This window comes from Thiomicrorhabdus sp. Milos-T2 (genome assembly GCF_000702325.1).
Taxonomy (GTDB): Bacteria; Pseudomonadota; Gammaproteobacteria; order Thiomicrospirales; family Thiomicrospiraceae; genus Thiomicrorhabdus.
The window spans coordinates 264,462-280,129 of sequence record NZ_KL370892.1; the positions used below are offsets into that span (position 1 = coordinate 264,462).

Below are 15,668 nucleotides of genomic sequence, written 5' to 3' on the forward strand. Positions count from 1 at the left end.
TATATGAAACCTACTAAATTAAAAGTCGAAAACGTTTTTAAGGTTTTCGGCGACAATCCTAAGCACGCTCTTCGTCTAGTTGATGAAGGTCTTAACAAAGATCAAATTTTTGCTAAGACCGGCTACACCCTTGGCGTAAATAACGCCTCTTTTGAGGTCTATGAGGGTGAAATTTTTGTCATTATGGGTTTATCCGGTTCTGGTAAATCCACACTAGTCCGTCTTCTTAACCGTTTAATTGAACCTTCTGCAGGTGAAATTTTTGTAGATGGTATCAATATTACCAAGATGTCTGATAAAGCATTACGCCAGACTCGACGTGAAAAAATTTCGATGGTCTTCCAATCTTTCGCTCTTCTACCACATATGTCGGTAGTTGATAATACCGCCTTTGGGTTAACCTTAGACGGTTGTAGCAAAGCGAAAGCACAAGCTAAAGCCATGCTTGCCTTAGAGCAAGTCGGCCTTGAAACCTATTCTCATGTATATCCGTCTGAACTCTCTGGTGGTATGCAACAGCGTGTGGGTATTGCCCGTGCACTGGCGACTGGTTCTGAAATCATGTTAATGGATGAAGCCTTCTCAGCGCTTGATCCATTGATTCGTACCGAAATGCAAGATGAACTCATTAAGCTTCAAGAGAAAAATCAGCGTACGATTATTTTTATCTCGCATGATTTAGATGAAGCCATGCGAATTGGTGATCGAATTGCCATCATGGAACAAGGTAATATTGTGCAAATTGGCACTCCTGAAGAAATTCTTCGTAATCCAGAAACGGAATATGTGGAATCTTTCTTTAAGGGCGTTTCAATGAGTGGGGTTCTCACTGCTCAAAATATTATTAATCGTAAATACTTCACGATTTCTAAAAAAGAGAGCCAGGGCTTAAAAACGCTTAGCCGACTTCTAGAAGATTCTGATTATGATTACGCCTATATCACAAATAGCAATAAAGAGTTTATAGGCGTCGCTACGATAGAAACCATGCAAGACGCTAGAAAAACCACCGACCAAGTTGAAGATGCTTATATTAAGGGTGTAACGACTATTGCAGGAGAAACGCCATTGAATGACATCATCGGCATGATGGCAGAAGCGCCTTGCCCTCTTCCGGTCGTCAATGATGCTAATCAAATCATTGGCATTATAACTCGATCTAAACTTCTTAAAGCTCTTGACCCAAACTAGGAACTTGAATGTCTGATACAAATCCTTGGGCTGCTGCTGAGCCAAGTAAAACCACAACAAGTAATACTGCGACTGAAACGGCTGACCCTGCTAATGCATGGGGGACAAGTCAGCCACAACCTCAAGATTCACAAAGTGATTGGTTAAACCAAGCGAGCCAAGTTGATACCACTCAAACAGATTTCTCTTGGGCAGATCCTTTTGCTCAAAAATTGATTCCGTTTGATACCTGGGTTGAGAAAGGCCTAGATTCTTTAGTCAATAATTTTAGAGAGGTATTTCAGGCAATCAGAATTCCTGTTGATTTAACTTTAACCTCTCTTGAAGCTTTTTTACAAAGCTTAAATCCATGGGTAGTCGTGGTTTTTTTCACTCTATTTGCCTGGCAAGTAGGAGGAAGAAGGCTGGGCGTTTTAAGTTTAATTTCCTTAATTTTTATTGGTTTCCTAGGCGCTTGGACAGAGACAATGGTGACATTGTCCCTGGTCTTTACTGCGGTTCTGTTCAGTATGCTAATAGGCATACCTCTTGGTATATGGATGGCTAAATCCGATCGCATGAGAGCCGTCTTTATGCCGGTTCTTGATGCGATGCAAACAACCCCGGCTTTTGTCTATCTAATCCCTATAGTGATGCTGTTTGGTATTGGGAACGTACCGGGTGTGGTAGTCACTATTATTTTTGCCTTGCCACCATTAGTTCGCTTAACCAGCCTTGGAATAAGACAAGTCCCGGCTGATTTAATTGAAGCTGGTCATGCTTACGGTGCAAGCTCAATGCAAATGCTTTTCAAAATTGAACTACCCGTTGCTAAGCCAACGATTATGGCCGGCATTAACCAAAACCTAATGCTATCACTTTCAATGGTCGTTATCGCTTCTATGATTGCCGTAGGAGGCTTAGGTCAAATGGTATTACGTGGTATTGGACGACTAGACATGGGTTTAGCAGCCATAGGGGGTATCTCTATTGTACTTTTAGCGATTATTTTAGATCGTATCACTCAATCAATGGGAAACTCTCCCAAAGATGCCAATTCAAAGTGGTATCACCGAGAACCGGTATGCTGGGTTCTTAAATTAATTCCTTCGCAAAAAAATAAAGGTTAAATCAATGAAGAAAACATCTTTAGTACTATCAACAGCGCTAATAGCATCTATGACAAGTAGTGCGGTATTTGCTGCAAAAGTAACTCCCTTTCAAAGTTCAATTGCTGAGGAAACTTTTCAAACTGAACTTGTAAACCGTGCACTTGCTAAACTGGGTTATGAAATCGACTCTATCAAAGAAGTAGATTATGCCGTTGCTTATGAACAAATTGCCCAAGAAGCAAAGTCAGATGATATTAGTTTTATGGCTGTAAACTGGGCCCCTCTTCATGACAACATGTTCAAAAAAGCGGGTGGAGATGATAAGTTTTACCGAAAAGGAGACTACATCGAAGGTTGTGCACAAGGTTATCTCATAGACAAGAAAACGGCTGATAAATATCACATTAAATATATTAACGACCTAAAAGACCCTAAACTTGCTAAGTTATTCGATAACAATGGTGATGGAAAAGCGGATTTAGCAGGTTGTAACCCTGGTTGGGGTTGTGAAAAAGTAATCGAATATCAACTGGATGCCTACGGTTTACGTGATACCGTTGAACATAATCAAGGGCAGTATTCTGCAATTATTGCAGAGACGATTGCAAACTTTAAACAAGGTAAGCCAGTTCTTTACTATACATGGACGCCATATTGGGTCTCAGGAATCATGAAGCCTGGTAAAGATAGTGTTTGGTTACAAGTAACTCATTCAGCACATCCTGTTACTAAAGATACCGCATTGAGTAACGGTGCTAACTATGGTTTTAATGTCAACTCGATGCGTATCGTTGCCAACAAATCGGTAGTAAAAAATCATCCTGATGCCGCTAAACTATTCTCTATTATGAATGTTTCAGTCAATGATGTTTCTGCAGAAAACCAGTTAATTAAAGATGGCCAGAATAAGCCAGCTGATATTAGTCGTCATGTTGATGCATGGATTCATGCTCATCAGGCAACATTCGATGAATGGATTAAAGTAGCGAAAGCCGCTAAATAAATCACTGCAATGCCTATTTAAAGCGCAACTTGGTTGCGCTTTTTTTTGTTCAAAATTCCTTATTACTGTCTTATTGTTCTAGATATATCAAATTCTTCTTCAAAATTTGAGCGGTAAGGATTTATATCCAACCCTCCTCGTCTGACATATCTAGCATATACCGTTAACTTTTCTGGTGAGCAGATATTCATAATATCAGTAAAAATACGCTCTACACACTGTTCATGAAATTCATTATGCTCTCTAAAAGAGATTAAATAACGTAAAAGTGCCTCATGATTGATTAGAGGCCCCTCATAACGAATCACAACAGAACCCCAATCAGGCTGCCCAGTGACTAAGCAGTTAGATTTTAAAAGATGACTATTAAGGGTTTCAGAAACAATCTCTTTGCTTTTATCAATTTTAAGTAACTGTTTATTTAGCTGATAATCAGTTATCTCTATATCAAGGTTGTCCAAATTCATACCTGGTAAATTAGCAATCAGACTCTCATCATAATCTAAACTCCTTAAATCAATCGAAACGGCTTCACCACATGCATTCGATAAATCTTTAATCCATGTACTAATAACATCTTCGGTGCTATTAAAACGTGTTCCATTAAATGAATTTAAGTAGAGTTTAAAAGATTTTGATTCAATCAAATACTCACTGTCAGCAGGAAAAGCAAATTCAGCAATTGCCACTACAGGTTTCCCTTTAAGATTCAACCAGGATACCTCAAAGGCCGTCCATATATCTAAACCCACAAAGGGTAGGTTGTTTAATGCCATACCCAATTCATCACGCTTCTCCTGACGAGGAATTGGAAACAATAGATCAGGGTTATAGATTCCACAATAAGGCGAAGATTTTCCTAATAGACTTTGGTCAGCAGTACCGTTAGTTTTAATAATCATCAATTAACCAGCCACATCAAAATTACGAAGTGCAGTTCTATAAGAATTGAACGGATTTAAGAGGGAATCAGCAACAATGATAGCAAAACCTATCCAATGAAAAAAAGAAGGTTCCGTACCCTCTACAAACCACAAATAAGTCAATAAGCCAGAGGCTAATATCAATGTAATGACAGCCCAAAATTGATCTAATAAAAAGGCAAAGGCACTAACATCACCAGATTTAAACATTTCAATAAATAAAACAATCACAGCAATAGTAATAAATGCATAACCAACTGAACCCTGTAAGCTGATGTGCATATATTCAGCTACGATTAAAAAGCCAATAATAAAGAGCATCCATGGCACCTTATTGACTAGTGTCATTACTGTATTTGATTTGACTGTAACCTGAGACATAACTGCTCCTTGAATTTAATAGCCTGTACTTAATAACAACTAAAACTAAAATCATTAATAAGGTACCTTGAAATAATAAAGAATATGATAACAACATTTAGAAAAAATTAAGGCAAAAAAAAACCCGCTATATCAGAGATATAACGGGTTTTTAGAATATAAGCTTGGCAATGACCTACTCTCACATGGGACCTCCCACACTACCATCGGCGCTAAGACGTTTCACTTCTGAGTTCGGAATGGGATCAGGTGGTTCCATCTTGCTATTGTCACCAAGCAATTTGGTGTTACGGGCTGAGATTAGTCAACCACGTAAAATTCTTTGGAATAGATCGTCTATTCATCACACTGATCACTCAATGCAACATTAATTAGGTTTTTATGTCATATATAATCGATAATAGTCAAGGTATATCACAACATCGCTTGGCATTGATGTCTTATCATTTGATAATGTCAATTTGATAATGTCTCATCATCACAAGTCACTTTTGAGTTGTATAGTTAAGCCTCACGGGTAATTAGTACAAGTTAGCTTCAAACATTACTGCTCTTCCACACCTTGCCTATCAACGTCATAGTCTCTAACGGCCCTTCAGAAGACTTAAAGTCTAGGGAAATCTTATCTTGGGACAGGTTTCCCGCTTAGATGCTTTCAGCGGTTATCCTTTCCGAACGTAGCTACCGGGCAATGCTATTGGCATAACAACCCGAACACCAGCGGTTCGTCCACTCCGGTCCTCTCGTACTAGGAGCAGCCTCCCTCAAATTTCCAACGCCCACGGCAGATAGGGACCGAACTGTCTCACGACGTTCTAAACCCAGCTCGCGTACCACTTTAAATGGCGAACAGCCATACCCTTGGGACCGACTTCAGCCCCAGGATGTGATGAGCCGACATCGAGGTGCCAAACACCGCCGTCGATATGAACTCTTGGGCGGTATCAGCCTGTTATCCCCGGAGTACCTTTTATCCGTTGAGCGATGGCCCTTCCACACAGAACCACCGGATCACTAGAACCTGCTTTCGCACCTGCTCGACGTGTCAGTCTCGCAGTCAAGCACCCTTTTACTCTTGCGCTCATTGCACGATGTCCGACCGTGCTGAGGGTACCTTCGCGCTCCTCCGTTACTCTTTAGGAGGAGACCGCCCCAGTCAAACTACCCACCATACACTGTCCCTGACCAGGATTCACTGGTCGAGGTTAGAACCTCAATAATATCAGGGTGGTATTTCAAGATTGGCTCCACCGGGACTAGCGTCTCGGTTTCAAAGCCTCCCACCTATCCTACACAGATAGTATCAAAGTCCAGTGCAAAGCTGTAGTAAAGGTTCACGGGGTCTTTCCGTCTAGCCGCGGGTACGCAGCATCTTAACTGCGATTTCAATTTCGCTGAGTCTCGGGTGGAGACAGTGTGGCCATCATTACGCCATTCGTGCAGGTCGGAACTTACCCGACAAGGAATTTCGCTACCTTAGGACCGTTATAGTTACGGCCGCCGTTTACCGGGGCTTCGATCAAGAGCTTCGCCTAAGCTAACCCCATCAATTAACCTTCCGGCACCGGGCAGGCGTCACACCGTATACGTCATCTTTCGATTTTGCACAGTGCTATGTTTTTAGTAAACAGTTGCAGCCACCATTTTATTGCAACCCTCTAGAGCTTACAGAGCAAGTCTTTCACTTAAGAGGGCGTACCTTCTCCCGAAGTTACGGTACCATTTTGCCTAGTTCCTTCACCCGAGTTCTCTCAAGCGCCTTAGAATTCTCATCCTGACCACCTGTGTTGGTTTGGGGTACGATTAGTTATTACCTGAAGCTTAGAAGCTTTTCTTGGAAGCATGGCATCAATCACTTCGTCCAAAAGAGGACTCGTCATCAGATCTCAGCATTAATATCCCGGATTTACCTAAGATATCTGCCTACATCCTTAAACCTGGACAACCATCGCCAGGCTGATTTAGCCTACTCCGTCCCTCCATCGCAGTAATAACTAGTGCAGGAATATTAACCTGCTTCCCATCGACTACGCCTCTCGGCCTCGTCTTAGGGGTCGACTAACCCTACGTCGATTAACGTTGCGTAGGAAACCTTGGTCTTTCGGCGAGGGAGCTTTTCACTCCCTTTATCGCTACTCATGTCAGCATTCGCACTTCTGATACCTCCAGGACACTTTACAATGCCCCTTCGCAGGCTTACAGAACGCTCCTCTACCATGCCTTACGGCATCCGCATCTTCGGTATATTACTTAGCCCCGTTAAATCTTCGGCGCAGGCCGACTCGATCAGTGAGCTATTACGCTTTCTTTAAAGGGTGGCTGCTTCTAAGCCAACCTCCTGACTGTCTGAGCCTTCCCACATCCTTTCCCACTTAGTAATATTTAGGGACCTTAGATGGCGGTCTGGGTTGTTTCCCTCTTGACTACGGACGTTAGCACCCGCAGTCTGTCTCCCATGATTGCACTTGTTGGTATTCGGAGTTTGCAATGGGCTGCTAATCCTTGACGGACCGCTAGACCATAACAGTGCTCTACCCCCAACAGTGATACATGAGGCACTACCTAAATAGTTTTCGAGGAGAACCAGCTATCTCCGGGCTTGATTAGCCTTTCACTCCGATCCACAGCTCATCCCCGCATTTTTCAACATACGTGGGTTCGGTCCTCCAGTACCTGTTACGGCACCTTCAACCTGGCCATGGATAGATCGCCCGGTTTCGGGTCTACACCATGCAACTAGTCGCCCATTTAAGACTCGGTTTCCCTACGACTCCCCTATTCGGTTAATCTCGCTACATAATGTAAGTCGCTGACCCATTATACAAAAGGTACGCAGTCACCCCTCATTAAAAAATCTTCCGCTTGCATTGTTTGACAATCTCGCCATTTTGATTCACTTCCGTTGCTCATGTAGCTTTGGCTACACTGCGCTACGGTTCTCATCTAAAATAACGACCTTGTTCAAACACTGCTTCGCTTTTGAGCATTTTATCGCTCGGATAAAGACCCTTTAATGAGGGGCTCCTACTGCTTGTACGTACACGGTTTCAGGTTCTATTTCACTCCCCTTCAGGGGTTCTTTTCGCCTTTCCCTCACGGTACTGGTTCACTATCGGTCAGAAGAGAGTATTTAGCCTTGGAGGGTGGTCCCCCCATCTTCAAACAGGATTTCTCGTGTCCCGTCTTACTCGATTTCACACTTAAAAGATTTTCGTATACAGGACTATCACCTTGTATCGTTAGACTTTCCAGACTATTTTACTAATCTTATAAATGCTTAAGGGCTGGTCCCCGTTCGCTCGCCGCTACTTAGGGAATCTCGGTTGATTTCTTTTCCTCCGGGTACTTAGATGTTTCAGTTCCCCGGGTTAGCCTCCTGCAAGCAGGATATCCATATTGGATGGGTTTTCCCATTCGGAAATCCACGGATCAAAGCATGTTTACTGGCTCCCCGTGGCTTATCGCAAGTTACTACGTCCTTCATCGCCTTCTTCTGCCTAGGCATCCACCGTATACGCTTAGTCACTTAACTATACAACTCAAAAATAACCTTATGCCTTTTGTTAACTCCACTTAATTTGGTAGCTATACCATTTAATCATTAAGCTTCTGTTTATAAGGTCTGATGAGAGTATGCAACTAAAAGTTTTAAAACAAACAACATGAATTGTCTGTTTTCGCTGTCATGATATACGCTTGAGTATTCTCAATTATATATTTTACCTATACTTGATAATTTCTAAGCAATGCTTAAAAACTATCCAGTTTTGCGTGGTAAGCCCCTGGAAGGGAGACTTACCACACCCAACGCTCAAATGTCGGCTGAGCGTTGGGCTTCTCATTGATTGAGTCTTAAACCAACTACAGTGCCTATTGATAAATCAATAAGTAAAGTTTGCATTTAAAACCTCAATCGAGAGATCTATTCCAAATTTTTAAAGAACTTTCAGTGTTTTCCACTGTAAATAAATTCTAAAGCTTTTTTACTTTAAAACGTATTGATAGTGAAATGCATCTTTGTTAAAACGTACCATTTTTGCTTGAGGTTGGATATTTTTATTTGCGAAGTTTGCGATAAGCAAATGAGCAAGTAAAAAGATTCAAGATCAACTAAAAATTGGTGGGTCTGGGTGGATTTGAACCACCGACCTCACCCTTATCAGGGGTGCGCTCTAACCAACTGAGCTACAGACCCAAATATTTATTTGGGGAGCAGGCTCCCCAAATTGAATTTGGTGGAGCTATGCGGGATCGAACCGCAGACCTCCTGCGTGCAAGGCAGGCGCTCTCCCAGCTGAGCTATAGCCCCAGTTTGTACTTTCATGTAATTCAGAGACAATTTATGTGAAAACTCACTTAAGCTCGCAACCATTTTTATCTTAAAGGAGGTGATCCAGCCCCAGCTTCCGCTAGGGCTACCTTGTTACGACTTCACCCCAGTCATGAACCACAAAGTGGTAAGCGCTCTCCCGAAGGTTAAGCTACCTACTTCTTTTGCAATCCACTCCCATGGTGTGACGGGCGGTGTGTACAAGGCCCGGGAACGTATTCACCGCGGCATTCTGATCCGCGATTACTAGCGATTCCGACTTCATGGAGTCGAGTTGCAGACTCCAATCCGGACTACGAAGGGTTTTTTGAGATTCGCGCACTGTTGCCAGTTGGCTGCTCTTTGTACCCCCCATTGTAGCACGTGTGTAGCCCATCCCATAAGGGCCATGATGACTTGACGTCGTCCCCGCCTTCCTCCGGTTTATCACCGGCAGTCTCATTAGAGTTCTCAACTAAATGGTAGCAACTAATGATAAGGGTTGCGCTCGTTGCGGGACTTAACCCAACATCTCACGACACGAGCTGACGACAGCCATGCAGCACCTGTGTTAGAGTTCCCGAAGGCACCAATCTATCTCTAGAAAGTTCTCTACATGTCAAGGGATGGTAAGGTTCTTCGCGTTGCATCGAATTAAACCACATGCTCCACCGCTTGTGCGGGCCCCCGTCAATTCCTTTGAGTTTTAATCTTGCGACCGTACTCCCCAGGCGGTCAACTTATCGCGTTAGCTGCGTTACTAATCTTTTTAATAAGACCAACAACTAGTTGACATCGTTTACGGCGTGGACTACCGGGGTATCTAATCCCGTTCGCTACCCACGCTTTCGCACCTCAGCGTCAGTTTTAAGCCAGGAAGTCGCCTTCGCCACTGATGTTCCTCCAGATATCTACGCATTTCACTGCTACACCTGGAATTCCACTTCCCTCTCTTAAACTCTAGACTACCAGTATCAGATGCAGTTCCCAGGTTGAGCCCAGGGCTTTCACAACTGACTTAATAATCCGCCTACGCGCGCTTTACGCCCAGTAATTCCGAATAACGCTTGCACCCTCTGTATTACCGCGGCTGCTGGCACAGAGTTAGCCGGTGCTTCTTCTAAAGTTAACGTCAAACAATGCCGATATTAACGACACTATCTTCCTCACAATTGAAAGTGCTTTACAACCCTCGGGCCTTCTTCACACACGCGGTATGGCTGCATCAAGCTTTCGCTCATTGTGCAATATTCCCCACTGCTGCCTCCCGTAGGAGTCTGGGCCGTGTCTCAGTCCCAGTGTGGCTGATCATCCTCTCAAACCAGCTAGAGATCGTTGCCTTGGTAAGCCATTACCTTACCAACTAACTAATCTCACGCGGGCTCATCCTATAGCGATACCTTCCAAGGAGAGGGCACCTTTACTCCGTAGAGCATATTCGGTATTAGCATACGTTTCCATATGTTGTCCCCAACTATAGGGTAGATTCCCACGCGTTACTCACCCGTCCGCCACTCGACGCCTGAAAAGCAAGCTTTTCATCGTTTCCGTCCGACTTGCATGTGTTAAGCCTACCGCCAGCGTTCATTCTGAGCCAGGATCAAACTCTTCAGTTTAATCTTGCTGATATATTTCAATTCCTTCTCAGGAAATAAACACTCGGAATTGACAAAGTGAAACATGATAAAAATAATAAATTATTTATTACCAAATACATTTTTGTCAAAAATCGAGATTTTTTATTTGGTTACTCACTTAAGGAGTTTCCACATAAATTATCTCTGAATTACCTGATTTTTAAAGAACTTAGGTCTCTTCGAGAAGATGAAGAGTCGAATTAAATTCGATTGCTTTTCCTTCTCGGTAAGCCGCTTATTGTAAGCTGATTTAGAATTCGTTGTCAACAATTTATTTTAAATTATTTTCAACTCATTTTTTAATCAACCTGTAAAACCCGTAGGCTTTAAGCGGTGTTCTCAACCACGCTTACTCGCAACTAAGTTGCTTGTTTTGGGTGTCTGCGTTGGAACAGGTGCGTATTCTAGTCATTTCCACCAACAACGCAACCCCTTTATTCACCTTTTTTATACTTTTTTACGCTTTTATGACATTTTGAGAGTTAACCCCACTTTACTCACTACTTATCCACAGGGTTATTCACATTTTAAGAAATTGAAGTTTGTTTTTACCTAATCTGACAACCTAATAATCATTTTAAATTTACCAGGCCTGGCAATTCTTATTACTTCTTGTATATATAAAGAGTTTTGCATGAGTTGAACTCTATCCATCTTAATTTTCAGAATGCTTTAATAAACCTGCACTCCAATAATATAGATACCAGTTAGTCCATATTTGTGAGACAGTTTTAGGAACATCCCTTTCAGCTCTGTGTAAATTCCTTTGAGCGGTTAATAAATCTAGAATGTTTCGTGTTCCAGTACTCAATCCATTTTCAGTTGCTTTTTTTGCTTGTTGATTTGAGCTAAGCGCAGCTTTTAGAGCTGTTAAAGTGGTAAGTTGAGCGTTATAACTTATATAAGCTCTTTTAGCTTGCCCTTCAAGAGCGAGTCTTTTTTGCTTAATTTTTGCACCCACCGCTGTTTTTGCTGCCCTTGCCTTTGCAATTAAAGCATCCGTCTTACCGCCAGTATATAGAGGAATATTCACTTGGACGCCTGCTTTTAAGCCTTGCATGTCATCATAGAAATTTCCGTCACTGTCGTTATAGACTAAAGCACTGAAGGCTTCAACCTGGATACCATCTCTATTTTTTTCATATTCCACCTGTTCTGTTGCAGCAGACTGCTCTAACATCATGGCTTGTAACTCAGGGTTCGATTCCACCCATTTTGACCAAATGCTTTCAATTGCACTAGATTGTTTAAGAGCAATTAGGGGAGGCAAATTTTTAGGCGGTTGAAAACTGCTTAAATCAACGGTACCACCCACTAACTCTTCTAATTCGGCTTGGGTAATTTGCATTCTTTGCTGGGCTTTAAACAAATCAGCACGATTAGTGTCTAACCTAGCTTGTACCTCAGTAATATCGTTTAAGTCTTGGTAACCAATTTGAAATCGCTGATTCACCTGGCGAAGAATTTCTGTAATCGAATTCTGCTCCTTTTCCAAAAATTCAAACTCAACTTTTAGTGCCCAATAATTAAAATATTGCTGGGCTATTTTGAGTAAGAGCTGTTGCTCTTGAGCCTTTTCTTGATAAAGAGCGGCATCATGCTGATTGTCTGCGATATTAATTAAATTCGTGTCATCTGGTTGATATAAAGGATATTTAGCACTTATTTGGCTCGCAGTTCGAGCAAAGTCATTTTTCTTCATCCATGCATAACTGAGCTCGGATTTGAAATCAACTTGTGGTTTAGCCAAACTGTCCATTTTTTGTTGGTTACGATAAGCCACTCTTTCCTGAGCTCTTACCAAAGCAAGTGACGGATTATTTTGTAACGCTTTGCTAAACAGGGCTTTTAATTGTGCATTTTGTGTAAAACCAGGCTCAGGTGTAGCAGGTAATGCCCATACCGATTGAGTAAATATCCAACCTATACAGACTAATAAAAGACGATTAATCATTTAATTCTCCTTTCATATTTAATTCCTGTCTTTTGTTTGAAAACAGTCGATTTCGGTACAGCAAAAAGGTCAATATTGGAATAAGAAACATAGAAACCATTGGTGCAGAAATCATGCCGCCAATCATGGGAGCTGCTATGCGTTGCATCACTTCAGAGCCTGTTCCACTTCCGTACATAATCGGTAGTAAGCCTACAACTACCACAATAACGGTCATTGCTTTAGGGCGTACTCGTTGAACTGCTCCACGCATAATGGCTTGAATCAATTCAGATTGATTATTAAGAAGATTTTTGTCTTCGGCTTCTTTAATAGCTTGCTTAAGGTATAACAGCATAATGACGCCAAACTCTGCGGCGACTCCTGCCAAAGCAATCATACCTACCGCTATGGCAATCGAATAATCATACCCTAGCCACCAAATGGTCCAAACAGAACCTAATAAAGCAAAAGGCACAACCAATAAAATCATTAACGCTTCGGTTACATTTTTAAAGATTAAGTACAGCAAAACAAAGATAATCAACAAAGTAAACGGCACAATGGTTTGCAAGGTTTTTTGTGCCTTTATTAAGTATTCATATTGTCCAGTCCAACTAATACTGTAACCCGCGGGTAAATTCACTTTATCGGCCACTAATTTTTGTGCTTTTTGCACATAATCAGCTAAATCTGTCCCTTTAGCTAAATCTACAAAGGTCAAACCGTTTAACCGTGCATTTTCAGATTTAATCATGGGAGGGCCTAATCGAATACTCACATCGGCAACTTGTCCTAGTTGTAACTGCTGACCAGAGGAGGTGACAATAGGTAATTGTTGCAATTTCTGCACAGAATCACGCCAAACTTGAGGATAACGCAAATTCATTGAATAGCGCTCACGACCTTCCAAAGTCGTTTGCAGTTTTTTACCACCCACCGCTGTTGAAATAATGTCCGACAGCTCTGCCATATTTAAACCATACAATGCCATCTGTGTTCGGTTGGGTAAAATATCAATGTAACGACCACCTTGAGCTCTATCTGAATAGACTGATAACGTCCCTGGAAATCCTTTCAATACACCTTCTATATTCTCACCAATTTTTTCAATAACCGCTAAGTCGTCCCCCGAAACTTTAATACCGATTGGGGTTTTAATACCTGTAGAAAGCATATCAATACGCGTTTTAATTGGCTGAACCCAGGAATTAGTGACGCCAGGAAACTTAACCTTTTCATTTAACTCAGAAATTAACTTATCTAAAGTCATCCCTGCTCGCCATTTGTTTTTATCATGCAATTGAATTGTGGTTTCTATCATGGTTAAAGGTGCTGGATCAGTTGCGGTATCTGCCCGACCTATTTTTCCAAAAACACTTTTAACTTCAGGAAAAGACTTAATCATGCTGTCTGTTTGTTGCAATAACGATTGCGCTTGACCAATAGAAAGACCAGGCAATGTGGTAGGCATATAAAGTAAATCGCCCTCTTCTAACTCAGGCATAAACTCAGAGCCTAACAGCTGCCAAGGATAGAGAATAGAAGTTAATAAAATAATCGCGACGACAATGACCATTTTTGGCCAATCGAGTAACCGACTTAATATAGGTCGATACAATGCCACTAATACACGATTAATTGGGTTTTTAGCTTCTTTAGGTAATTTACCACGTACAAAATAACCTATAAGAACAGGAACTAAGCTAATTGCTATTCCAGCCGCAACCGCCATTGCCAAGGTTTTTGTTAAAGCCAGTGGAGTGAACAACCGTCCAGCTTGCTCTTGTAAGGCAAAAATGGGAATAAAACTTAGTGCAATAATTAACAATGATAAAAACAGCGGCACACCCACTTCTTTTGCCGAAGTCAATACAATCGCCCAATGTGCCTCGCCTTTAGGATGTTGACCCGTTTTAACAAAATGTGCTTCTAAATGTTTATGTGCATTTTCAATCATAACGATGGTAGCATCCACCATCGCTCCAATAGCAATGGCAATGCCGCCCAAGCTCATAATATTGGCAGAAACCCCTAAACGCTCCATAATAATAAATGCCCCTAAAATCCCTAACGGTAAAGAGATAATGGCGACCAAAGCAGAGCGTAAATGCATGAGAAACAACAAAGAAATTAGAGCAACCACCAACATCTCTTCTAATAATTTATTGCTTAAGGTGTCTATCGCACGCTGAATTAAGCTACCGCGGTTATAAACTTCAACGAGTTCAACCCCTTTTGGTAACCCTGGTTTGAGTTGTTCTATTTTATTTTTAACCCGCTCAATGACTTTAGACGCATTTTCACCAGAACGCATCACGATAATGCCTCCTACCACTTCGCCTTTACCGTTCAATTCTGCAATTCCACGGCGAGGTTCTGTACCGAGCTTAATACTGGCAATATCTTTAAGTAAAACTGGAGTATTGTTTTTAGAGGTTAATCCTATGGGAATTTGCTCTAAATCCGATATTTTTGAAACATATCCCTTTACAGCCACCATATATTCCGCTTCGGCTTGCTCTATAACCGACGCCCCCATTTCAACCGTACTGTTTTTAATACTCTCTTGAACTTTCTTTAACGTCAGTTTGTAAGCTCGTAACTTATTGGGATTAACAACAACTTGATATTGTTTCACCATACCGCCAACCGAGGCGACTTCTGATACACCTGGAACAGATTGCAATTCAAACTTTAAAAACCAATCCTGTAAACTTCTCAGCTCTGCTAAATCATGTCTGTGACTTTTATCAACCAACGCATATTCATATACCCAACCGACTCCAGAAGCATCAGGCCCTAAAGCAGGCTGTACATTTGAAGGCAAATTGCCTTTAACTTGGTTTAAATACTCTAAAACACGAGACCTGGCCCAATAGGGATCAGTTCCATCTTCAAAAAGTACATACACATAAGAATCACCAAAAAACGAATAACCCCTTACCGCTTTTGCTTTTGGTACTGACATCATTAAATTAGAAATAGGATAGGTCACCTGATCTTCAATGACTTGCGGAGTTTGGCCTGCAAAAGGCGTTTTAATAATTACCTGCACATCAGATAAATCTGGAATGGCATCCAAAGGCGTTTTTTGCAACGCCATCCAACCCCAAACGGCGATGGCGATACTGACTAACAACACTAAGACTCGGTTGCGAATGGAGTATGAAATTATGTGATTAATCATCTTAACCCTC

7 protein-coding genes, 2 tRNA genes and 3 rRNA genes are annotated in these 15,668 nt (G+C 41.7%); 3 read left to right on the forward strand and 9 right to left on the reverse strand.

The annotated features are described in order from the left end of the window. The first annotated feature begins 3 nt into the window (after positions 1-3). From proV to proX, 3 genes are read left to right on the forward strand one after another with little or no spacing between them, the layout of a single operon-like run. Complete coding sequence (gene proV / locus BS34_RS0111340) at positions 4-1,191, forward strand: glycine betaine/L-proline ABC transporter ATP-binding protein ProV (protein WP_029408626.1); 1,188 nt, start codon at positions 4-6, stop codon at positions 1,189-1,191. Between the two features lie 8 nt (positions 1,192-1,199). Beyond that, positions 1,200-2,300, forward strand: coding sequence for a glycine betaine/L-proline ABC transporter permease ProW (gene proW, locus BS34_RS0111345; protein ID WP_029408627.1), 1,101 nt, complete (start codon positions 1,200-1,202; stop codon positions 2,298-2,300). Positions 2,301-2,304: 4 nt separating this feature from the next. After that, entirely contained in the window at positions 2,305-3,285 is a 981-nt protein-coding gene (gene proX, locus BS34_RS0111350) for a glycine betaine/L-proline ABC transporter substrate-binding protein ProX (RefSeq protein ID WP_029408628.1), read from the forward strand. A 62-nt stretch (positions 3,286-3,347) separates the two neighbouring features. Here proX and queF read toward each other — a convergent pair whose 3' ends face one another. The 9 genes from queF to BS34_RS0111395 form a co-directional block, all read right to left on the reverse strand. Further along, the gene (queF, locus tag BS34_RS0111355) at positions 3,348-4,187 is read right to left on the reverse strand and encodes an NADPH-dependent 7-cyano-7-deazaguanine reductase QueF (RefSeq protein ID WP_029408629.1); all 840 of its coding nucleotides are present in this window, start codon (positions 4,185-4,187) and stop codon (positions 3,348-3,350) included. Between the two features lie 3 nt (positions 4,188-4,190). Continuing rightward, positions 4,191-4,589, reverse strand: a complete 399-nt coding sequence (locus tag BS34_RS0111360) for a hypothetical protein (RefSeq protein ID WP_029408630.1) — start codon at positions 4,587-4,589, stop codon at positions 4,191-4,193. Positions 4,590-4,751: 162 nt separating this feature from the next. Next, positions 4,752-4,866 (reverse strand): 5S ribosomal RNA (gene rrf / locus BS34_RS0111365). Positions 4,867-5,089: 223 nt separating this feature from the next. Continuing rightward, positions 5,090-8,121: ribosomal RNA gene (locus BS34_RS0111370) — 23S ribosomal RNA — on the reverse strand. A gap of 586 nt (positions 8,122-8,707) precedes the next feature. After that, positions 8,708-8,784: transfer RNA gene (locus BS34_RS0111375), tRNA-Ile, on the reverse strand. Positions 8,785-8,822: 38 nt separating this feature from the next. After that, positions 8,823-8,898 (reverse strand) — tRNA-Ala (locus tag BS34_RS0111380). Positions 8,899-8,970: 72 nt separating this feature from the next. Beyond that, positions 8,971-10,514 (reverse strand): 16S ribosomal RNA (locus BS34_RS0111385). Together the 16S, 23S and 5S rRNA genes with 2 tRNA genes alongside form the textbook arrangement of a ribosomal RNA operon. A gap of 676 nt (positions 10,515-11,190) precedes the next feature. Beyond that, a complete protein-coding gene (locus BS34_RS0111390; protein WP_029408631.1) occupies positions 11,191-12,489 on the reverse strand; it encodes a TolC family protein in 1,299 nt (432 codons plus the stop codon). Then, on the reverse strand, positions 12,482-15,658 hold the full coding sequence (locus BS34_RS0111395) for an efflux RND transporter permease subunit (RefSeq protein ID WP_051640876.1): 3,177 nt from the start codon (positions 15,656-15,658) through the stop codon (positions 12,482-12,484). The genes BS34_RS0111390 and BS34_RS0111395 overlap by 8 nt, the downstream gene beginning before the upstream one ends. Between the last annotated feature and the right edge of the window lie 10 nt (positions 15,659-15,668).